At 72.1% G+C, this 20,935-nt stretch carries 20 protein-coding genes; 10 read left to right on the forward strand and 10 right to left on the reverse strand.

Annotated elements, in window-relative coordinates; all coding sequences use genetic code 11:
- Positions 1–105: 105 nt before the first annotated feature.
- From BJ961_RS06830 to mce, 5 genes are all read right to left on the reverse strand, one after another.
- Complete coding sequence (locus tag BJ961_RS06830) at positions 106–876, reverse strand: ABC transporter permease (RefSeq protein WP_271320411.1); 771 nt, start codon at positions 874–876, stop codon at positions 106–108.
- Positions 877–878: 2 nt separating this feature from the next.
- On the reverse strand, positions 879–1,868 hold the full coding sequence (locus tag BJ961_RS06835; RefSeq protein ID WP_271320412.1) for an ABC transporter ATP-binding protein: 990 nt from the start codon (positions 1,866–1,868) through the stop codon (positions 879–881).
- Positions 1,869–1,964: 96 nt separating this feature from the next.
- A complete protein-coding gene (locus BJ961_RS06840) occupies positions 1,965–2,897 on the reverse strand; it encodes a coiled-coil domain-containing protein (protein WP_271320413.1) in 933 nt (310 codons plus the stop codon).
- Positions 2,898–3,104: 207 nt separating this feature from the next.
- The gene (gene scy, locus BJ961_RS06845) at positions 3,105–7,085 is read right to left on the reverse strand and encodes a polarized growth protein Scy (RefSeq protein ID WP_271320414.1); all 3,981 of its coding nucleotides are present in this window, start codon (positions 7,083–7,085) and stop codon (positions 3,105–3,107) included.
- Between the two features lie 233 nt (positions 7,086–7,318).
- Positions 7,319–7,759, reverse strand: coding sequence for a methylmalonyl-CoA epimerase (mce, locus tag BJ961_RS06850; RefSeq protein WP_271320415.1), 441 nt, complete (start codon positions 7,757–7,759; stop codon positions 7,319–7,321).
- 149 nt (positions 7,760–7,908) lie between these two features.
- Between mce and BJ961_RS06855 the strand changes: the two genes are divergently transcribed.
- The 3 genes from BJ961_RS06855 (at position 7,909) to BJ961_RS06865 (ending at position 11,609) form a co-directional block, all read left to right on the forward strand.
- The gene (locus tag BJ961_RS06855) at positions 7,909–9,141 is read left to right on the forward strand and encodes an acetyl-CoA C-acetyltransferase (protein ID WP_271320416.1); all 1,233 of its coding nucleotides are present in this window, start codon (positions 7,909–7,911) and stop codon (positions 9,139–9,141) included.
- 47 nt (positions 9,142–9,188) lie between these two features.
- Positions 9,189–10,145: a methylmalonyl Co-A mutase-associated GTPase MeaB gene (meaB, locus tag BJ961_RS06860; RefSeq protein WP_271320417.1), complete on the forward strand. Its 957-nt coding sequence runs from the start codon at positions 9,189–9,191 to the stop codon at positions 10,143–10,145.
- A 162-nt stretch (positions 10,146–10,307) separates the two neighbouring features.
- Positions 10,308–11,609, forward strand: a complete 1,302-nt coding sequence (locus BJ961_RS06865; protein ID WP_271320418.1) for an MFS transporter — start codon at positions 10,308–10,310, stop codon at positions 11,607–11,609.
- On the opposite strand, the gene BJ961_RS06870 is transcribed toward BJ961_RS06865, so the two are convergent.
- Positions 11,530–12,255 carry a PepSY domain-containing protein gene (locus tag BJ961_RS06870; protein ID WP_271320419.1) on the reverse strand — a complete coding sequence of 242 codons (726 nt, stop codon included), beginning with the start codon at positions 12,253–12,255 and terminating at the stop codon, positions 11,530–11,532. The two genes, BJ961_RS06865 and BJ961_RS06870, sit on opposite strands and share 80 nt — an antisense overlap.
- 125 nt (positions 12,256–12,380) lie before the next feature.
- Between BJ961_RS06870 and BJ961_RS06875 the strand changes: the two genes are divergently transcribed.
- Complete coding sequence (locus BJ961_RS06875) at positions 12,381–13,103, forward strand: response regulator transcription factor (protein WP_271320420.1); 723 nt, start codon at positions 12,381–12,383, stop codon at positions 13,101–13,103.
- Entirely contained in the window at positions 13,100–14,563 is a 1,464-nt protein-coding gene (locus BJ961_RS06880) for an ATP-binding protein (protein ID WP_271320421.1), read from the forward strand. Before BJ961_RS06875 ends, BJ961_RS06880 begins: the two co-directional genes overlap by 4 nt.
- Before the next feature lie 22 nt (positions 14,564–14,585).
- On the opposite strand, the gene BJ961_RS06885 is transcribed toward BJ961_RS06880, so the two are convergent.
- The 4 genes from BJ961_RS06885 to BJ961_RS06900 all read right to left on the reverse strand — a co-directional run bounded on the left by BJ961_RS06885 (position 14,586) and on the right by BJ961_RS06900 (position 17,217).
- Positions 14,586–15,062: a MarR family winged helix-turn-helix transcriptional regulator gene (locus BJ961_RS06885; RefSeq protein WP_271320422.1), complete on the reverse strand. Its 477-nt coding sequence runs from the start codon at positions 15,060–15,062 to the stop codon at positions 14,586–14,588.
- A gap of 97 nt (positions 15,063–15,159) precedes the next feature.
- Entirely contained in the window at positions 15,160–15,936 is a 777-nt protein-coding gene (locus BJ961_RS06890; RefSeq protein ID WP_271320423.1) for an AIM24 family protein, read from the reverse strand.
- Positions 15,933–16,583 (reverse strand): AIM24 family protein, encoded by a 651-nt coding sequence (locus BJ961_RS06895; RefSeq protein ID WP_271416982.1) that lies wholly within the window; start codon positions 16,581–16,583, stop codon positions 15,933–15,935. Before BJ961_RS06895 ends, BJ961_RS06890 begins: the two co-directional genes overlap by 4 nt.
- Before the next feature lies 1 nt (position 16,584).
- Positions 16,585–17,217 (reverse strand): AIM24 family protein, encoded by a 633-nt coding sequence (locus tag BJ961_RS06900; RefSeq protein ID WP_271320424.1) that lies wholly within the window; start codon positions 17,215–17,217, stop codon positions 16,585–16,587.
- 185 nt (positions 17,218–17,402) lie between these two features.
- Between BJ961_RS06900 and BJ961_RS06905 the strand changes: the two genes are divergently transcribed.
- The 5 genes from BJ961_RS06905 to BJ961_RS06925 all read left to right on the forward strand — a co-directional run bounded on the left by BJ961_RS06905 (position 17,403) and on the right by BJ961_RS06925 (position 20,929).
- Entirely contained in the window at positions 17,403–17,747 is a 345-nt protein-coding gene (locus BJ961_RS06905) for a DUF3817 domain-containing protein (RefSeq protein WP_271320425.1), read from the forward strand.
- Complete coding sequence (locus BJ961_RS06910; protein ID WP_271320426.1) at positions 17,744–18,037, forward strand: MTH1187 family thiamine-binding protein; 294 nt, start codon at positions 17,744–17,746, stop codon at positions 18,035–18,037. The genes BJ961_RS06905 and BJ961_RS06910 overlap by 4 nt, the downstream gene beginning before the upstream one ends.
- 77 nt (positions 18,038–18,114) lie before the next feature.
- Complete coding sequence (locus tag BJ961_RS06915) at positions 18,115–18,627, forward strand: MarR family winged helix-turn-helix transcriptional regulator (protein WP_271320427.1); 513 nt, start codon at positions 18,115–18,117, stop codon at positions 18,625–18,627.
- Positions 18,628–18,769: 142 nt separating this feature from the next.
- Positions 18,770–19,105, forward strand: a complete 336-nt coding sequence (locus BJ961_RS06920; protein ID WP_271320428.1) for a DUF3817 domain-containing protein — start codon at positions 18,770–18,772, stop codon at positions 19,103–19,105.
- 123 nt (positions 19,106–19,228) lie between these two features.
- Positions 19,229–20,929 carry an acyl-CoA mutase large subunit family protein gene (locus tag BJ961_RS06925; RefSeq protein WP_271320429.1) on the forward strand — a complete coding sequence of 567 codons (1,701 nt, stop codon included), beginning with the start codon at positions 19,229–19,231 and terminating at the stop codon, positions 20,927–20,929.
- Positions 20,930–20,935 lie beyond the last annotated feature (6 nt).

Below are 20,935 nucleotides of genomic sequence, written 5' to 3' on the forward strand. Positions count from 1 at the left end.
GGTTCAGGACAGCAGGGCACACGCCCCCGTAAGGGTTAGGAGGATATCCAGGCGCTGACGGTTCCGTTCAAGCCCGGGCAAAATCCGACGCCCCGAGGTGCCCTTTCAGGCGTCCCTGCGCTTCAGTACCGCGTACCCGCCGACGAGTGCCGCGACCACCCAGAGTGCCATGATCCCGAGGCCGCCCCAGGGACCGTAGGGCACGTCGTCGTCGATCGGCGTGACCACCTGCATGATTCTGCTGCCGGCCTGGTCGGGCAGGAACCGGCCGACCTTCTCCGTCGCCGGGACGTTGCCCAGGATGTTGGAGATCAGGAAGAAGAACGGCATCAGGATGCCCAGCGACAGCATCGGTGAGCGCAGCATCGCCGCGACGCCCATCGAGAACATCGCGATCAGGGTCATGTAGAGGCCACCGCCGAACACCGCGCGCAGCACACCCGGGTCGCCGATCGACGCCTTGAGGTCGCCGAGCATCGCCTGCCCGAGGAAGAAGGTGGCGAAACTGGTGACCATGGCCACGACCAGCGCGAGGACGGTGGCCACCGCGATCTTGCCGAACAGGAAGGTGCCGCGGCGCGGCACGGCGGCCAGCGAGGTGCGGATCATGCCGGAGCTGTACTCGTTGCCCACGACCAGGACCCCGAACACGATCATCGCCAGCTGGCCGAGGCTCGTGCCGGCGAAGCTGATGAAGGTCGGGTCGAAGGAGAGCTGGTCCCGTCGGCTCATGTCGCCGAACTGGCTCTTGGTCAGGGCCGAGATCAGCATGCCGAGGGCGATGGTGACGACCACGGCGAGACCCAGCGTCCACACCGTGGACGCGACCGACCGGATCTTGGTCCACTCGGACCGCACGACCTGTGTCGCCGCCATGATCAACCCCTCTTCCAGTCGCTGCCCCACGGCTGCCGCGGCGCCTGCCCGGGCGGCTGCTGCTGCGGCACCGCGCCGGGCGGCTGCCCGTCGTGCGCGTGGTACTCCACGGACTCCGCGGTCAGCTGCATGAACGCCTCCTCCAGCGAGGCGCGCTGCGGGCTCAGCTCGTGCAGCACGATCTGGTGGCGGGCCGCCAGCTCGCCCACGGCCTCCGACCTGTCGCCGTCCACCTCCAGCACCCCGTCACCCGCCTCGACGACCGCGACGCCGGCGCCGTGCAGCGCGTCGAGCAGCCGCTCGCGCTGCGGAGTGCGGATCCGGACGTAGCTGCGCGAGTTCTCCGCGATGAACTCGGCCATCGAGGTGTCCGCCAGCAGCCTGCCCTGGCCGATGACCACCAGATGGTCGGCGGTCAGCGCCATCTCGCTCATCAGGTGGGAGGAGACGAAGACCGTACGGCCCTGCGAGGCCAGCGTCTTCATCAGATTGCGGATCCAGTGGATGCCCTCGGGGTCGAGACCGTTGACCGGCTCGTCGAACATCAGGATCCGCGGGTCGCCGAGGAGCGCGCCCGCGATGCCGAGCCGCTGCCCCATGCCGAGGGAGAACCCCTTGGTCTTCTTCCCCGCGACCGCCGAGAGCCCGACCGTGTCCAGCACCTCCCGCACCCGGCTCGCCGGGATGCCGTTGCTCTGCGCGAGGCACAGCAGGTGGTTGTAGGCGCTGCGCCCCCCGTGCCACGCCTTGGCCTCCAGCAGCGCGCCGATGGACGTCAGCGGGTCCTCGAGCTGCTCGTAGTGCTTGCCGTCGATCCGGACGTCCCCGGCGGTCGGCCGGTCCAGACCCAGCACCATCCGCATCGTGGTCGACTTGCCCGCGCCGTTGGGACCGAGGAAGCCCGTGATGATGCCCGGTCTGACGGTGAAGGAGAGATTGTTGACCGCCATCTTCTCGCCGTACCGCTTGGTCAGCCCCTCGAGCTCGATCATGGCGACCACGCTAGAACGGGACGAGGCCCACTGCCACCCCAGTGACAGAAGGCCTCGCCCTCGTTCCGTACGCGTCCCCCGGTGTACGCGCCCGCGTCAGCGGGTCTGCTGGGCCGGGACCCCGCGGGAGACCGACTCGTCCTCGACCGACGGCGCGGCGGCCACCGCGGCACCCGTGAGGGACGCCAGCATCTCGCGCACGTTGGTCAGCTGCGCGTTGATGGAGTCGCGGCGGTTGGTGAGGGCGGCCAGCTCGCGCTCCGACTCCGAACGGATCCGGTCGGCCTTGGCGTTGGCGTCGGCCACGATGTCCTCGGACTGGCGCTGCGCCGTCTCCACGGTCTGGCGGGCCCGGCGCTCGGCGTCCGTGCGCAGCTTCTCCGCCTCCAGGCGCAGCTGCTCCGCGCGGTGCTCGATCTCCGCGAGCCGCTTCTCGGCCTTGGCCTGACGGGAGGCCAGGTCGCGCTCGGACTGCTCGCGGCGCTTGGCGAGGTTCGTCTCGAAGTCGGCGGCGGCCTGCGCGGCCTTGGCGCGGGTCTCCTCGAACAGGGCGTCGGCCTCGTCGCGCTTGGACTGCGCGTCCTTCTGCGCCTCGGAGCGCAGCTGGGAGGCGTCGCCCTTGGCCTTCTCGACGATCCGGACGCCCTCGTCCTCGGCCTTGGCCTTGCGCTCCGCGGCGTACGACTCCGCGTCGTTGCGCACCTGCTGGGCCGAGGACTCGGCCAGCTCACGGTGCTGCTCGGCCGCGCGACGGGCCTCCTCGCGCAGGTCCTTCGCCTCTTCCTCGGCGAGCCGCAGGATCTTCTCGACCCGGGCACCGAGACCGGCGTACGACGGCTCGGCGTCGTTGACCTGGGCCTGGGCGTTCTGGGTCTCGAGGTGGAGCTCCTCGATGCGCTTTTCCAGAGCGGTGATGCGGGCGAGAGCGCTGTCACGGTCGGAGACGAGCTTGGAGATGCGTTCGTCCACCTGAGCGCGGTCGTACCCACGCCGCACAAGCTCGAAGCCGTAGGGGGAAGTGTCGCTCATGGGGTTCCTGTCGAAAGAGACCGGGTGAGGTGATAGAGGGAATCCTAGGCGCCAATGCGGTGTGTCATCGAGCGGATGCACGTTTGATACGGAGAATGACACCTCTTTTGGGTGGCTGACCCGCGGATGGGTTGCCAAAGTTCGGGTGAACGCTTCCGGCGGGACGCGGCCAAAGATCTCCAGCAGACACCGAATCCGCCCCGGACGCTAGCCGTCTGACGACTTGCCACCCGAACGTGGGGCGCCCACCGTAGCTCCGGCCTTCACCCCGTTGTCCTTCGCGCCCCCCGGCGCCTCGAACGACTCCAACGCCTCCAGCACGTCCTGCACCCGGGAGATCTCCGCGTTGATGTCCTCGCGGCGCCGGACCAGGACCTCCAGCTCGCGCTTGCCCTCCTCGACCGTGGCCCGCGCCTCCCGGACCGCCTCGGCCTTCAGCTCCTCGGCCTCCCGGACCAGCTTGGCCTTCTTCTGCTCGGCCTCCTTGAGCAGCCCCTCGGCCTTCTTCACGGCGGCGATGCGCACCTTGCCGGCCTCGGAGTTGGCCTCCGAGACCAGCTCCTTCGCCTTCGCCTCCGCCTTGGCGAGCTGCTCCTCGGCGGCCCTGACGAGCGCGTCGCAGCGGTCACCGGCCGACTTCATCGTCTCGGCGGCCTCGCGGCGGGCCCGGTCGTGCAGCTCCTCGATCTCGGAGGTGAGCCGCTCGCGCAGCTCCTCCGCCCGCTCCCTGACGGCGGTCGCGTCCCGGCGGGCACCGACCAGCAGCTCGTCCGCGTCCGTACGGGCCTTCTCCACCCGGGTGTTGCCCTCGACGGTCGCTTCCTTGACGATCCGATCGGCCTCGGTGCGGGCCGCGCCGACCATCGTGTCGGCCTGCGACTCGGCGTCCGCGGTGGTCTTCTGCGCCTGCTGCCGCGCCTCGGTGAGCAGCTTGTCGGCCTCCGCCGCGGTCTCCGTGATGAGCGTGTCGACCTGCTCGGCCGCCTCCGAGCGCCGCTTGTTGGCGTCCTTGCGGGCCTCGTCGAGGGTGCGCTCGGCCTCCTCGCGGGCGGCCGCGGTGACCCGCTCGGCCTCCGCCGCGGCCTCGCCGCGGACCCGGTCGGCCTCGGTGCGGATCCGCTCCGCGTGCTGCTGGGCGGAGCCGACGGTGTCGGCGGCCTCGGCCCGCAGCCGCTCCGCCTCCCCGGTGGCGTCCGAGACCAGCTGCTCGGCCCGGGCGCCCGCCTCGGCCCGTACCCGGTCGGCCTCGGCGACCGTCTCGGTGCGCAGCCGCTCCGCCTCGGTGGACGCCTCGGTCCTGACCCGCTCGGCCTCGCTCGCCGCCTCGCCGGTGACACGCTCCGCCTCCGCGAGCGTCTCCGTGCGGATCCGGTCGGTCTCCGCCGCCGTCTCGGTGGTGAGCCGCTCCGCCTCGGAACGCGCCTCGGTGATCAGGGTGTCCGCCTGCGTCGCCGCGTCGGACCGGATGCGGTTGGCGTCCTCGCGGGCGTCCGCCCGGGTGCGCGAGGCGGACTGCTCGGCCTCGGCGATGGCGTCGGAGGCCTCCGTACGCACCCGCTGGGCGTGCTCGGAGACGTCCGCGCGGATCCGGTCGGCCTCCGTGATGGCCTCGGACACCGTCCGCTCGGCCAGCGTCTTGGCGGCCTCGCTCTCCTCCTGCGACTCGCGCCGCAGCCGTCCGGCGTCCTCGCTCGCACGCTCCCGCTCGGCGTAGGCGTCGGCGCGGACCCGGTCCGCCTCCTCCTCGGCCTCGCGCCGGGTGCGCTCCGCCGCGTGCTCGGCGGCGCTGCGCAGCCCGGTGATCTCCTCCTGCGCCTGCTCGTGCAGCCCGGCGACGGACTCGCGGACCTGCGTCGCGTGCTGCTCGGCCCCCGACACCATCTCGGTCGCGCGCCGGTCGGCCTCCTCGACCAGCCGGACCGCCTCGGCCTGCGCCTCCTCCACGCGGTTGCGTGCCGAGGCCAGCAGCTCCTCGCTCTGCTCGCGGGCCCGCTCGCGCTCCCGGTCGGCCTCCTGCCGGGCCGAGCCGAGCAGCTCCTCCGCCTCACGGCGGCGCCGGGCGGCCTCCTCCTGGGCGGCGGCCAGCGCCTCGGACGCCTCCGCCGCGATGCGCTCGGCGGCGCTCTGCGCCTCCGCCCGCACCCGGTCGGCGCTCTCCTGCGCCTCCGACTTCAGCCGCTCCGCCTCGCTCGCCGCCTCGGAGCGCAGCCGTACGGCGACGGACTCGCCCTCCGCGCGGGAGGCGGACGCGTCCGCGGCGGCCTCGGTGCGCAGCCGTTCGGCCTCCGTCTCGGCCTGCTGCTGGAGCGTACGGATCCGCTCCGCGGCGTCGGTGCGCAGCCGCTCGCTCTCCTCGGCGGCCTCGCGCCGGATCCGCTCGCCCTCCTCGCGGGCCCCGCTCAGCGCCTCCTCGGCGGCGGTACGGCGCTCCTCGGCCTCCGTGTGCAGCCGCGTCAGCTCCTCGGCGGCCTCCGCCTGCCGGGCCTCGACGGCGCGCTCGGTCTCCTCGCGCAGCTCGCGCGCGGCCCGCTCGGCGTCCGCCTGGAGCTCCTCCACGCGCTCGGCGGCCTCCGCACGGTGCCGCTCCGCCTCCGCGCGGGTGCGCTCCAGGGTCTCCTCGGCCTGCTTGCGCAGGGTCGTCGCCCGCTCGATGGCCTCGGCGCGGACCTTCTCGCCGTCCGCCGTGGCGGTCTGCCGCAGCTCGTCCGCGTCCGCCTTGGCCTTGGCGAGCAGCTCCTCGGCGGTCTTCGCCGCCTCCTCGATCTGGGCCACGGCCTCCTTGCGGGCCTCGGCGCGGAGCTTCTCGCCCTCGGCGACCGCGTCCGCCCGCAGCTGCTCGGCCTCGCCGCGCAGCCGACGTGCCTCCTCCTGCAGCTCGACCGTCTTGGCGCGGTACTCCTTGGTGTCGTCCTTCGCCGCGCCCTTGAGCTGCTCGGCGATGTCGTGCGCCTCGGCCCGCAGCCGGTCCGCCTCGGCCTCGGCCTCGGTGCGGATCCGCTCGGCCTCCTCGGTGGCGGCCTTGGTGGTGCCCTTGGCCTCCTCCGACGCCTTGTTCAGCACGTCCTCGGCGGTCTTGGCCGCCTTCGACAGCTGGGTGGCCGACTCCTCGGCCGTGATCGTGCGGGCCTTCTCGGCGGCCTCGGCGACGATCTTCTCGGCCTCGGCGCGGGCGTCGGCGACCAGCTGCTCGGCCTCGGCCTTGGTGGACTCGGCGTCCTTGGTCGCCTCGCCGACCAGCCGGGCGACCTGCTCCTTGGCGGTGCGGGTGCGCTGCTCGTTGGTGGACTCCGCGCTCGACAGCGTCTTGGCCGCGGACTCCTTGGCCTCGGCGAGCACCTTCTCGGCCTCGGTCTGCGCCTTGCGCAGCGCCTCCTCGGCCTCGGTCATGCGCTGCTCGGCGGCCCGGCTCAGCTCCTGGACCTCGCGGCGGGTGGACTCCGACTCGGTGGCGGTGGAGCTGCGCAGCTGCTCGGCGTGGTCGGTGGCCTCCTGCGCCTGCGTGGAGGCGGCGTTCAGCAGCCGCTCCGCGTCGGCGCGGGCCCGCCGCAGGGTCTGCTCGGCCTCGGTGCGCGCGCTCTCCGCCTCGCTCCGCAGCCGCTGCCGGGCCTCACCGGTCAGCCGCTCCGCCTCCGCGCGGGCCGCGGCCATCGCCTGCTCGGCCTCGGCGCGGGACTCGTCGAGCAGGCGCCGGGCCTGCTGCTCGGTGCGGGCGCGCAACTGCTCCGCCCAGGCGACGTTCTCGTTGACGTGCGACTCGACGGTCTGCCGGCGCTCGGCCAGCTCCTGGTCCAGCTGCTGGCGCCGGGTCACCGCCTCCTGGTGCAGCTCGGCCTGGAGCCGGGCGGCCTGCTCGGCGTGCTCCTGGAGGATCCGCTGGGTCTGCGCCCGGGCCTGGCTCAGCTCCCGCTCGGCGTCGGCGCGCAGCTGGTCGGCCTGCGTCTGCGCGTTGCGCAGCAACTGCTCGGCCTGGTACCCGAGGTCGCCGCCGTCGAAGGCGGGCCGGGACATGATGGTGCGCCGCGCCTCGTGCAACTTGGCGCGCAGCACCTCGACCTGGTAGCCGAGGTCCTCGGCGTGCTGGATCGCCTTTTCCCGCTCGGTCTTCAGCCGCTTCATCTCGGCCTCGAACCGAGAGAGGTGGTCGACGTCAGCCGCCGGCTCTCGCTCCTGGCTCTCGTAGCCCCGCACTGCGCGGTCCCATCCGTCCCCTGGTCGCAAATCTTCCCGAACGAGCTCCGTCCGTCCGACGGACGGGGCCCCCGGGGAATGGTGTCAGATCAACGGCGGAGCATGTGCCGCTGCCCCGTCGCCCGCCCCCCGAAACACGACCCCGGCGATCCCGTCGTCGCGGACGGCGGGACCGGGTCACCCTGGACTGAGCGGCGACCGCACCCAACCCTACCGGCCCCTATGTACGAGGGTCAGTGCTCAGGTGACTCAACAGCCGCCGATGTGACCAGTTCTGTCAGTACGCCATGGCAGTCCTTGGGGTGCAGGAAGGTGATCCGCGACCCCATCGAACCGCGCCGGGGCTCGTCGTACAGAACGCGTACGCCCTTCTCGCGGATGTCCGCGGCGTCCGCGTCGACGTCCGCCGTGCCGAAGGCGATGTGGTGGACGCCCTCGCCGTTCTTCGCGAGCCACTTGCCGACGGCCGAGTCCTCGCGGGTCGGCTCCAGGAGCTGGAGGTAGGAGGCGCCGCCGTCCGACGTATCGTTGATCTTGAGCATGGCCTCGCGGACCCCCTGCTCCTCGTTGACCTCGGTGTGGAACACCTCGAAGCCGTAGGTGGCACGGTAGAAGGCGACGGTGGCGTCGAGGTCGCGGCAGGCGATTCCGATGTGGTCGATTCGCGTCAGCATGGATTCAGTGCAGCGCTCCGGAGGTGGTTACGCAACGTGCGCGCGATCACACCGACCGCCGGGTGACGGGCGGCATACCGCTCAGTACATTCGAGTAAACCCTCGTTCACTCCTCGGCCTGTGCGGGCCGGAAAAGGGGACCGCAGCTCATGTCTTCTGGAACCACTGAAACCTCTGGAACCTCTGGAACGAACGGCACGACCTCCGTCATCGTCGCGGGTGCACGCACCCCGATGGGGCGGCTGCTCGGCTCCCTGAAGTCCTTCTCCGGGGCCGACCTCGGCGGCTTCGCCATCAAGGCCGCCCTCGACCGGGCGGGCATCGGCGGCGACCAGGTCCAGTACGTGATCATGGGCCAGGTGCTCCAGGCCGGCGCCGGTCAGATCCCCGCCCGCCAGGCCGCCGTCAAGGCCGGCATCCCGATGAGCGTCCCGGCGCTCACGATCAACAAGGTCTGCCTCTCCGGTCTCGACGCCATCGCACTCGCCGACCAGCTCATTCGCGCGGGTGAATTCGACGTGGTCGTCGCCGGCGGCCAGGAGTCCATGACCAACGCCCCGCACCTGCTCCCCAAGTCGCGCGAGGGCTACAAGTACGGCGCGGTCCAGATGCTCGACGCCATGGCCCACGACGGCCTGACCGACTCCTTCGAGAACGTCGCCATGGGCGAGTCCACGGAGAAGCACAACACCCGGCTCGGCATCGGGCGGCCCGCGCAGGACGAGATCGCCGCCCTGTCCCACCAGCGCGCCGCCGCCGCCCAGAAGAACGGTGTCTTCGAGGCCGAGATCACCCCGGTCGAGATCCCGCAGCGCAAGGGCGACCCGGTGCTGTTCAGCCAGGACGAGGGCATCCGCGGCGACACCACCGCCGAGTCGCTGGGCAGGCTGCGCCCGGCCTTCGCCAAGGACGGCACCATCACCGCGGGCTCCTCCTCGCAGATCTCCGACGGTGCGGCGGCCGTGGTCGTCATGAGCCGGGCCAGGGCCGAGGAGCTGGGCCTCGAGTGGATCGCGGAGATCGGCGCGCACGGCAACGTCGCCGGTCCGGACAACTCTTTGCAGTCGCAGCCCTCCCACGCCATCCAGCACGCCCTGAAGAAGGAGGGCCTGGCGGTCGGCGACCTCGACCTCGTCGAGATCAACGAGGCCTTCGCGGCCGTCGCCGTACAGTCAATGAAGGACCTCGGCGTGTCCACCGAAAAGGTGAACGTCAACGGCGGCGCCATCGCCCTGGGCCACCCGATCGGCATGTCCGGTGCCCGGCTGGTGCTGCACCTGGCCCTGGAGCTGAAGCGGCGCGGCGGCGGCGTCGGCGCGGCGGCGCTGTGCGGCGGCGGCGGCCAGGGCGACGCGCTGATCGTGCGAGTGCCCAAGGCCTGACCAGCAGAGTGACGACTACCGACGGAACGTGGCTGAACGGAGCTGTGATGCATGACGTCTCCTCACTGGTGGCCCAGGCCAGGGAAGGCCGGCCGCGGGCCGTGGCCCGGCTGATCTCCCTGGTGGAGGGGGCGTCCCCGCAGCTCAGGGAGGTCATGCAGGCCCTCGCGCCGCTCACGGGCAACGCGTACGTCGTCGGCCTGACCGGCTCCCCGGGCGTCGGCAAGTCGACGTCCACCTCGGCGCTGGTGACGGCGTACCGCAAGCAGGGCAGGCGGGTCGGCGTCCTCGCCGTCGACCCGTCCTCCCCCTTCTCCGGCGGCGCGCTGCTCGGTGACCGCGTCAGGATGTCGGAGCACGCCTCCGACCCGGGCGTCTACATCCGCTCGATGGCGACCCGCGGCCACCTCGGCGGCCTCGCCTGGGCCGCGCCGCAGGCCATCCGCGTCCTGGACGCCGCCGGGTGCGACGTGGTCCTCGTCGAGACGGTGGGCGTCGGCCAGTCGGAGGTGGAGATCGCCTCCCAGGCCGACACCTCCGTCGTCCTCCTCGCCCCCGGCATGGGCGACGGCATCCAGGCGGCCAAGGCCGGGATCCTGGAGATCGGCGACGTCTACGTCGTCAACAAGGCCGACCGGGACGGCGCGGACGCGACCGCCCGCGAGCTGAACCACATGCTGGGCCTCGGCGAGGCCCGCGCCGCCGGGGACTGGCGCCCGCCCATCGTCAAGACGGTCGCCGCACGCGGCGAGGGCGTCGACGAGGTCGTCGAGGCGCTGGAGAAGCACCGCGCGTGGATGGAGGAGCGGGACGTCCTCACCGAACGCCGCCGCGCCCGCGCCGCCCGCGAGGTCGAGACCATCGCCGTCACCACGCTGCGCGAACGCATCGGCGACCTCCACGGCGACCGGCGCCTGGGCGCCCTGGCGGAACGCATCGTCGCCGGTGAACTGGACCCGTACCGGGCGGCGGACGAACTGGTGGCGGGGCTGACGACCGGCTGACCCCGGCAACCGGAGAAACCGGAGCGGCCGCAGGGCCGCGCTGGTAGCTTGGCCCGCATGTTCCTCCTCTTGGCCTAGGGCCCGCCCCGCACGCGACCGCCGCACCCGGCCGTCGCGCGCATCGGCGTCCCCCGGCAGCCCTCCAGTTGAGGAACCCTTCGCGTGTCCACGCTCCCCGCGCGGCCCTCGTACGCCGCCCTGCTCCGCGTCCCCCATGCCCGCCGCACGTTCGCGGCCGCCCTCGTCGGGCGGCTGTCGTACGGCACGGTCTCCCTCTCCCTGATGCTCTCCCTGACCCGGGCCACCGGGTCGTACGCCGTGGCCGGGCTGGTCATGGCGCTCTTCGGCGCCGCTGGCGTCGTCCTCTCCCCCTACCGCGCCTCCCTCGTCGACCGGCACGGTCCCCGCCGGGCCCTGCTGCCGATGGCCCTGCTGTACGCCGCCCTGCTCTGCGTGCTGGCGGCGGCCTGCGCGCGTCCCGGCACGCCCGGGGCCGTCCTCGCGGCGATCGCCGCGCTCGCGGGCGCCTGCCCGCCCCCGCTCGGCCCCACGATGCGCGCGGTGTGGGCGGAGCTGCTGCCCGACCGGGCCCTGCTGCAGCGCGCCTACAGCCTGGACGGCGTCGCCGAGGAACTGCTCTTCGTCTCCGGCCCGCTCCTGGTCGGCGGCGTGGTCGCCGTCGCCCCGCCGACCGTCGGCGTCGTGCTCAGCGCGGCCCTGGTGGCGGCCGGAACCCTCGCCTTCGTCGCGTCACCGGCGGTCACCGCGCGTCCGGCGGGGCGGGAGAAGGCCGAGGCCCCCACCGAGGGCGGGGCCACCGGACAGATGCGGGCCCTGTTGCAGCCCGTCGTCGTCGCGGCGGCCGTCGGCCTCTCGGTGAGCGGCGTCGATCTCCTCGTCGTCGCCTACGCGGGGGAGCGCGGCCTCGGGGACGGCGTCGTCGCCTGGGTGCTCGCGGCGCTGTCGGTGGGCAGCGCGGTTGGCGGTCTGGTCAACGGAGCCGTCGCCTGGACCTCGCCCACCCGCGCCCGGCTCCCGTTGTTCGCGGCCGGGCTCGGCCTCTGCCTCGCCGCCGCGGGCCTCGCGCCGGGCCTCGGCACGCTGGTCCCGGCGGTCATGTGCGCGGGCCTGTTCGTGGCCCCCGCCCTGACCACGGCGTACCTGATCGCCGACGAGAGCGCGGCGCCGGGGACCCGGGTCCGGGCGGGCGCCTGGTGCAACACCGCGGTGAACGCCGGGATGTCCGCCGGCGCCGCCGCGGTGGGCCTGCTGGTGGAACGGCTGCCCCTGCCGGTGTGCTTCGCGGTGTCCGGGGCGGTCGCCGCGGCGGCGGCACTGGTGCCGGGGCGCCGCCGCGGTGGTTCCGCCCGGCGGGCGGGGCCGGTCAGTCGTCGTCGGAGTCGTGCGCGTCGCGCGAGTCGTCGGAGCCTTCCGAGCCGTGAGAGTCGTCCGAGTCGGCCGTGACCTTGCCGCTCTTCAGATCGACCCGCCAGTCCTGCTCGCCCTTGCCGTCGGCGTGCGTCTCGACCTCCCAGGCGGGGTTGCCGTCGCCGTGGTGGCCGTCCTCGTCCAGCTCGACGGAGGTGACCGTCCCGTGGCCGGCCGCCGCCTGCACGGCCGCGGCGGCGTCGACGGAGGCACCCTTCAGTGCCGCCCGCACCTCGGCGGTGTCGTCCTCGTCGTCCCGCTCCGCGCCGAGGACCTTGCCGGTGGCCGGGTCGACCCGGACGCCGTGCCAGGTGCCGTCGCCGGAGAGGACGTCGACCTCCCAGGCCGCGCGCTCCCGGCGGTCGCCGCCGTCGTCGCCGTCGTCGCCGTCGTCGTCCTCGTCGTCCAGCTCGGCGGAGACGGCGGTGCCCGGCGTGTCCGCCAGCGCGGCGGCGATCGCCTCGGCCGCCGTGACCTTCGCGGAGGCGGCGCCGGAGTCGTCGCGCCGGTCGTCGTCGCGGTCGTCGGCCTCGTCCCGTACGCCGCCGTCGTCCGACACGCTCACGTCCGCACGGGGCGCCGTGCCCCGGTCGTCGCCCCCCGTCGTCGCCAGAGCCGTCGCCGTGCCGCCTCCGACCAGTGCGGCGGCGGTGACGGCGGCGATCACGATGTTGCGCTTCATGCGGGTGCCTCCCGAGTCGTCCAGAGTCCAGTCGTTTTCGACGTGTTCACCTTCGCGGACCGACGCTGAGGCCAACCTGAAGCCGCCTGAAGGGATCTTCAGCTCGGCTTTGCCACTCTTTACCCATGCGCCCACCCGTCGCCCACCACCACCCTGCCCGAGGCGCTTCGCGCCACCCCTCTCGACTCCTGATCGTGGAGGACGAGAAGCGCCTCGCCGTGTCGCTCGCCAGGGGCCTCACCGCGGAGGGATACGCCGTGGACGTCGTCCACGACGGCCTGGAGGGACTGCACCGGGCGGGCGAGGGCGTCTACGACCTCGTCATCCTCGACATCATGCTGCCCGGCCTCAACGGCTACCGGGTCTGCGCCGCCCTGCGCGCCGCCGGACACGACGTGCCGATCCTGATGCTCACCGCCAAGGACGGCGAGTACGACGAGGCCGAGGGCCTGGACACGGGCGCCGACGACTACCTCACCAAGCCCTTCTCGTACGTCGTCCTCGTCGCCCGGGTGAAGGCCCTGCTGCGGCGCCGGGGGCAGGGCGCCGGTGCCTCTCCCGTGCACGTCCACGGCGATCTCAAGGTCGACACCGCCGCCCGCCGGGTCTTCCTCGGCGAGGACGAAGTCACCCTCACCGCGAAGGAGTTCGCCGTCCTGGAGCAGCTCGTGGTGCGGGCCGGGCAGGTGGTGTCCAAGGCGGAGATCCTGGAACACGTCTGGGACTTCGCCTACGACGGCGACCCCAACATCGTCGAGGTGTACGTCAGCGCCCTCAGGCGCAAGCTGCGGGCCGAGCTGATCCGGACCGTGCGCGGCGCGGGGTACCGGCTGGAGTCCGGGCGATGAGCCGCCTCTTCGCCTCGGTGCGGGCCCGCGCCACACTCGCCGCGACCCTCGTGGTCGCCGTCGCCCTCGTCGCGGCCGGTACCGCCGTCCTGCTCTCCCTGCGCTCCAACCTGCTCGGCGAGGCCGGCACCCAGGCGGAGCGGTCCGCCCGCGACGTCGCCACCGAGCTGGCCTTCGGGACGGCGTACGGCGACCTGTCGCTGGACGTGGACGACCGGCCGGTGCAGGTCGTCGACGACCGGGGCACGCTGGTCGCCGCCGGCGAGGACCTGGAGCGGATCAGCGGCACCGGTGTCGACGCGGTGAAGCCGCGGCCCGCCGCTCCCGGCGACGCGCGCGACGCGCGCGACGGGGACGACGGGGACGACGGGGGCGACGGGGAGGACGCCGCCGCCGCCGACGACGACGGCGACCGCGAGCCCCTCGAACCCAGCGAGATCGGCGAGCCGATCACCGTCGGCGACGGCTCGGCGACCATCGACGGGGACACGGAGGACTACCGCTTCGCCGCCGTCCCCGTGGAGACCGACGACCGCGGCCGGCTCACCGTCTACGCGGGCGCCCCGCTCTCCGCCGAACACGGCGCCGTGAACACCGCGCTGACCGTCATGCTGATCGGCTTCCCGGTGCTGCTCGCGGTCGTCGCCTGGGTGACCTGGCTGGTCACCCGGCGCGCGCTGCGCCCCGTGGAGGGCATCAGACGGGAGATGGCCGCGATCACCGCCAGCGAGGACCTGGCCCGCCGCGTCCCGGTGCCCGCCACTCACGACGAGGTGGCCAGGCTCGCCTCGACCACCAACCAGACGCTGGCGGCGCTGGAGTCCTCGGTGGAGCGGCAGCGCCGCTTCGTCGCCGACGCCTCGCACGAGCTGCGCAGCCCGATCGCCTCGCTGCGCACCCAGCTGGAGGTGGCCGCCGCCCACCCCGAACTGCTCGACCTGGCCGGCGCGGTCGAGGACACCGTACGGCTGCAGCGGCTCGCCGCCGATCTGCTGCTGCTGGCCAGGCTGGACGCGGGGGAGCGGCCCGCCGACGCCCGGGTCGACCTCACGGCGCTCGCGCGGGAGGCGGCCGAGGGCCGGACCGGAGTCACCGTGCGGGGCGACGGGGCCGCGGTCGGCGCGGCCGGGTCGCGGGGGCAGCTGGGGCGGGTGCTGGCCAACCTGCTGGACAACGCCCAGCGGCACGCCCGCTCGGCGGTGGAGGTGGCCGTGCGGCGGGACGGTGACGCGGCCGTGGTCGCGGTGGCCGACGACGGGGAGGGGGTGCCGGCGGCGGACCGGGAGCGCATCTTCGAACGGTTCGTACGGCTCGACGCGGCCCGCAGCCGCGACGACGGCGGTGCGGGCCTCGGCCTGGCCATCGCCCGCGACGTCGCCGTACGGCACGGCGGCACCCTCACCGTGCGCGACGCACCGGCAGGCGGCGCCCTGTTCGAGCTCCGCCTGCCGAGCGCCTAGGACCTCGGCCGGGGCCGCGTGATCAGGCGCGTCCCCGCTGCCCGCGCAGGTGTTCCGCGATGGGCTTGAGCGCCTTGTCCAGCTCGGTCAGGGTCTCGGGAGCCAGCAGGTCCATGAAGTGCCTGCGGACGGAGGCCACGTGGTGCGGGGCGACCTTCCGCATGGTCTCCAGGCCGTGCTCGGTGAGGACGGCGTAGAGGCCGCGGCGGTCGGACTCGCAGTTCTCCCGCCGGACCAGGTTCGCGTTCTCCATGCGGGTGATCTGGTGGGAGAGCCGGCTCTTGGACTGCATCGTGGCGGTGGCCAGATCGCTCATCCGCATCCGGTCGTCCTGCGACTCGGAGAGGTTCACCAGGATCTCGTAGTCGTTCATTGTCAGGCCGAAGGGCTGCAGGTCCTTCTCCAGCTGGTGGGTCAACAGCCTGTTGACCTCCAGGTGGGTGCGCCAGGCACACTGCTCCGTATCGGTCAGCCAGCGGGTGGCCGTCTCGGTCTCCATGAATGAAGTCTAAAAGGTTGAAAGGCGAACTAGTGAGGGGTTTTGCGTGACGGTGACGGTGCGCACGCGTTCGATGTCACACTCCGCAGATTACCGCTCACAGCCCGAAGCGGCGCTGGAGGTCCCCCAGCTGTCCGGGAAGCCCCGGTCCCCCCGACCGGCCTCCCTGTGCTCCGGAACCCCCGCCTCCGGGCACTCCCGCCTGCTGCGGAGGTGCCCCCACGGCCTGCTCCGCCATCAGCGCCTCGCTCGACTGCAGCAGCACCGTCCCCGCCCCGACGAACTCGAACTGGTGCTCCTCCCCGGAGGCCCCGCCCAGCCCCGTCATCGCACGTAGACCGCCCAGCAGGCCGGTCATGTACGCGTGGTCGTAGTGGTGGCAGGGCGACGGGCAGTCGGCCCAGCCGACCAGCGCCTGCGGGTCGACCCGGATCGGCGGTTCCATGAACACCACCGGACCGTTCGACGCGGCCACGAACTTTCCGGTTCCGATCAGGGTCAGAAAGCCCGGCACGATCGACTGCTTGAGCGCGAGACTTGGCTGAAAAGCGAGCAGGTTGCCCGAGCGAATGGTCAGGTTGCCCTCTTCGAGGTCGTACGAATTCACGTCGAAGGCCCGGTCGGCGAGGAGCATCTTGCCCGAGCCCTCGGCCACGACCCAGTCGCTCGCGTGCAGAGGCGAATGGAACGACGTGCGCGTCAGATGGTCCAGCCGCCCGTGTCCGATGCCGTTGAAGTCGATCGTCCCGTAGTAGGCGATCATCTTCCCCTTCTGCAGGAACCACTGGCTCCCCTTCAGCTCCACACAGAAGGTGTACGCGTTGACGTTGTCGTCGGCCGGCAGCGTCGCCGGGTCGTGGTGGACCGTGCTCACAGCTTCTCCTCCGACGCCTGGACGAACACCGTGCCGCTGCCGCTCAGCTCCAGCTGGAACGCCTCGCCCGAGCCGCGCCCCACCATGTCCCGCCAGCCCAACGCCGTGGACAGCTTGTTGCGCACGTCCCCGTGGTGGGCGACGTAGGCCTGCGGGTCGACCCGCACCGGGCGCTGCGGGGTGATGGGTACCTCGAAGACGCCGCCGTGGGCCATCACCGCCACCGAGCCGTGGCCCCTGAGGGACGTGGTGAACAGCCCCTGCCCGCTGACCTGGCCCCGGACCATGCCCATGACCCCGCCCTGCGAGCCCAGGAACACGGTGCTCTGCTCCAGGGTGCCCTCGAAGGCGAGGAGGCGGTCCGCCTCGACGTACAGGGTGTCGCCCGAGAGGTCGATCACCTGGACGTGGTGGCCGCCGTGCCCGAAGAACACCGTGCCGCTGCCCTCGACGGTCATCAGCGGCGTGTCCTCGTTCGCCACCCGGCGCCCGATCATCGACATGACCCCGCCCTGGCCGCCCCGGAGGTGCGGGGTGAAGGACACCTCGCCCTGGTAGGCGAGCATGGCGCCGCGCTGACTGAACAGCCGCTGCCCGGGCGAGACGACCGCCCGGACCATCTTGGAGTTGATCTCCTCGAAGGCCATCTCACACATCCCCCGCGATCGTGTTCCGCTCGCTCGGCTGCACGTACACCAGACCGTCGCCCTCGAAGCGGATCTGGAAGGCCTCCCCGCCGCCCTCCCCGAACAGTGTGCGGAACGTCACGCCCGACTGGAAGGACTGCCGCAGGTTCCCCTGGTGCGCCACGTACGCCCCCGGGTCGACGGTCAGCGGGTACTGCCCGCTGACCCGCAGCACCACCGCCGGGCCGTCCGACATGATCGCCACCTGTCCGTGCCCCTCGACGGTCGTGGTGAACAGGCCGTTGCCCTGCGAGGCGCCGCGCGTGCCCGTGAAGCTGGTGCCGGTGCGCAGCCCGGCGTCGGCCGCGAGGAAGTTGCTCGACTCGACGTACAGCTTGTCGCCCCGCAGACCCACGAGGTTGATCTCCGAGGCCCGGTCCGCGAACCAGCAGGTGCCGTGCCCCTTCACCTCCATCACCGTCATCTGCTCGCCGGTGATCCGCCGGGTCACCATCCCCCGGATGCCCTCACCGCCGCCGCTCAGTTTCTTGAAGGCCATCTCCCCGTCGTACGCGACCATCGAGCCGTTCTTCGCCTTCACGGCGTCCCCGGTCATGTCGACGGCGAGCACCTTGCTGTCTTGAAGTCGGAACATCGCCACAGGGCGAAAGTAGCCCCGTCACGGGTGGACAGAACAGGGCCCACGGGTGGAGAACGACCCTGAGTCCATCCCTTGGGGCATTGTTTGCCACAATGGGCGAACGATTGTGCTTCCGTTCACAAGGACGGCCGCACACGCCTCCCGCGCCGTCAGCGACTCACTCCCACCGAAGGTGACCCGTGGACCTCAAGACCGCCGCCGCCCTCCGCCGCCTCCGCCTGGTCTCGGGCCCCGAGGCGATCTCGTTCCTCCTGCTGCTCGTCTGCTCCGTGCTGAAGCGGACCACCGACTTCAACGCCGTGCCGGCGATGGGCGCGATCCACGGCGTCCTCTTCGTCCTCTACGTGCTCTTCTGGGCGGACGCCTGGAACCGCGCCAAGTGGCCGCTGAAGACCGCCGCGCTCTACTTCGTCCTCTCGGTCCTGCCGACCGGCGGCTTCTTCGCCGACCGCAGGCTCAAGCGCGAGGCCGAGAGCGCGGTCATCGCCTCCCGCGCCCGCCAGGAAGGGGTCGTCAACGCATGATCGTCGCCTTCTCCGTGACGCCGCTCGGCGTCGGCGAGGACGTGGGGGAGTACGTCGCCGACGCCGTCCGCGTGGTCCGCGAGTCCGGCCTGCCGAACCGCACCGACGCGATGTTCACGTCGGTCGAGGGGGAGTGGGACGAGGTCATGGACGTCGTCCGCCGTGCCGTCGCCGCCGTCGAGGCGCGGGCGCCGCGCGTCTCCCTGGTCCTCAAGGCGGACATCCGCCCCGGGGTGACGGACGGCCTCACCGCGAAGGTCGACACGGTCGAGCGGCACCTCGCCGGATGATCGTCCCGGCGCGGCGGTGGTATCGAAAGGCGAGACGGGGCTGACCGGCATGTGACCGGCCGGTAAGGTCTGGTGCCGTGCCGAAGCCCCTCAGTCTCTCGTTCGACCCCATCGCCCGCGCCGACGAACACTGGAAGCAGCGCTGGGGCGGCGTGCCGTCCATGGCGGCGATCACCTCGATCATGCGGGCCCAGCAGATCCTGCTGGCCGAGGTCGACGCGGCGGTCAAGCCGTACGGGCTGACGTTCGCCCGGTACGAGGCGCTGGTGCTGCTCACCTTCTCCAAGTCGGGCGAGCTGCCGATGTCCAAGATCGGTGAGCGTCTCATGGTCCACCCCACGTCGGTGACGAACACGGTCGACCGGCTGGTGCGGTCCGGCCTGGTCGACAAGCGCCCCAACCCCAACGACGGCCGCGGCACCCTCGCCACCATCACCGACAAGGGCCGCGAGGTCGTCGAGGCGGCCACCCGCGACCTGATGGCCATGGACTTCGGCCTGGGCGCGTACGACGCCGAGGAGTGCGGCGAGATCTTCGCGATGCTGCGCCCCTTGCGGGTGGCAGCCGGTGATTTCGAGGACATCGACTGAGTCGTGTGCTTACGCTCTTCGTGGGCCAGCACCTTGCTCTCCGCCGCTGCGGAGATGTTCCCACCAGGTAGATCACGGACAGCCAGCCGTGAGCATGCTCCCCGCCGCTGCGGGGATTTTTCGGGCGGTTACGCTCTTATGCATGAAACGAAGCGTGCTGACCCGCTACCGCGTTATGGCGTACGTCACCGGTGTGCTGTTGATCCTGCTCTGCCTCGGCATGATCGCCAAGTACCTGCTGGACATGGGCGGCGCCGCCGACTTCACCCAGGTCGTCAGCATCGCTCACGGCTGGCTGTACGTCATCTACCTCGTTGTCGCCTTCGACCTCGGGTCCAAGGCGAAGTGGCCGGTGAAGAAGCAGCTCTGGGTGCTGCTCGCCGGGACCGTTCCGACGGCCGCCTTCTTCGTGGAGCGGCGGATCAGCCGGGAGCTGGACGCCAAGGTCGCCGAGACCGAGCCGGCGGTCGCCGCGTAGCGCTCGGTACTGGCTCGGTGAGGGCCCGGCGCGGGCTCTCGGGACCGGTTTCACAGCCGTGCGGACACCCGTACGGCTGTACCCCATCGACATTTACTTGGACGTCCTAGTAAATTCGAGGGTATGGACGCTCACGCCATAGAAGAGGGCCGCCTCCGCTGGCAGGCCCGGTACGACGCGGCACGCAAGCGCGACGCGGACTTCACCACGCTCTCCGGCGACCCCGTGGAGCCGGTGTACGGGCCCCGGCCGGGGGACGAGTACGAGGGCTTCGAGCGGATCGGCTGGCCGGGGGAGTACCCCTTCACCCGCGGTCTGTATCCGACCGGGTACCGAGGGCGCACGTGGACCATCCGGCAGTTCGCCGGGTTCGGCAACGCCGAGCAGACCAACGAGCGCTACAAGATGATCCTCCGCAACGGCGGCGGCGGGCTCTCGGTCGCCTTCGACATGCCGACCCTGATGGGCCGCGACTCCGACGACCCGCGCTCGCTCGGCGAGGTCGGACACTGCGGCGTGGCCATCGACTCGGCCGCCGACATGGAGGTCCTCTTCAGGGACATCCCGCTCGGCGACGTGACGACCTCCATGACGATCAGCGGGCCGGCCGTGCCCGTGTTCTGCATGTACCTGGTCGCCGCCGAACGCCAGGGCGTCGACGCGTCCGTGCTCAACGGCACGCTCCAGACCGACATCTTCAAGGAGTACATCGCCCAGAAGGAGTGGCTCTTCCAGCCCGAGCCGCACCTGCGCCTGATCGGCGACCTGATGGAGTACTGCGCGGCCGGCATCCCCGCCTACAAGCCGCTCTCCGTCTCCGGCTACCACATCCGCGAGGCCGGGGCCACGGCCGCGCAGGAGCTGGCGTACACGCTGGCGGACGGCTTCGGGTACGTGGAGCTGGGGCTCTCGCGCGGACTGGACGTCGACGTCTTCGCCCCCGGCCTCTCCTTCTTCTTCGACGCCCACCTCGACTTCTTCGAGGAGATCGCCAAGTTCCGTGCCGCGCGCAGGATTTGGGCCCGCTGGATGCGCGACGTGTACGGGGCGCAGACCGACAAGGCGCAGTGGCTGCGCTTCCACACCCAGACCGCCGGGGTCTCGCTCACCGCGCAGCAGCCGTACAACAACGTCGTCCGTACCGCCGTGGAGGCGCTCGCGGCGGTGCTAGGCGGCACCAACTCCCTGCACACCAACGCGCTCGACGAGACCCTCGCCCTGCCCAGCGAGCAGGCCGCCGAGATCGCCCTGCGCACCCAGCAGGTGCTGATGGAGGAGACCGGCGTCGCCAACGTCGCCGACCCGCTGGGCGGTTCCTGGTTCATCGAGCAGCTGACGGACCGGATCGAGGCCGACGCCGAGAAGATCTTCGAACAGATCAGGGAGCGGGGGCTGCGCGCCCACCCCGACGGGCAGCACCCCGTCGGGCCGATCACCTCCGGACTGCTGCGCGGCATAGAGGACGGCTGGTTCACCGGGGAGATCGCCGAGTCGGCCTTCCGCTACCAGCAGTCCTTGGAGAAGGACGACAAGAAGGTGGTCGGCGTCAACGTCCACACCGGCTCCGTCACCGGCGACCTGGAGATCCTCCGGGTCAGCCACGAGGTCGAGCGCGAGCAGGTGCGGGTGCTGGGCGAGCGCAAGGACGCCCGCGACGACGCGGCCGTGCGCGGGGCGCTGGACGCGATGCTGGCCGCGGCGCGCTCCGGCGGCAACATGATCGAGCCGATGCTGGACGCGGTGCGCGCGGAGGCGACGCTCGGCGAGATCTGCGGGGTGCTGCGGGACGAGTGGGGGGTGTACACGGAGCCTGCGGGGTTCTAGGAGCCG

It is taken from the genome of Streptomyces lienomycini (genome assembly GCF_027947595.1).
Lineage (GTDB): Bacteria > Actinomycetota > Actinomycetes > Streptomycetales > Streptomycetaceae > Streptomyces > Streptomyces lienomycini.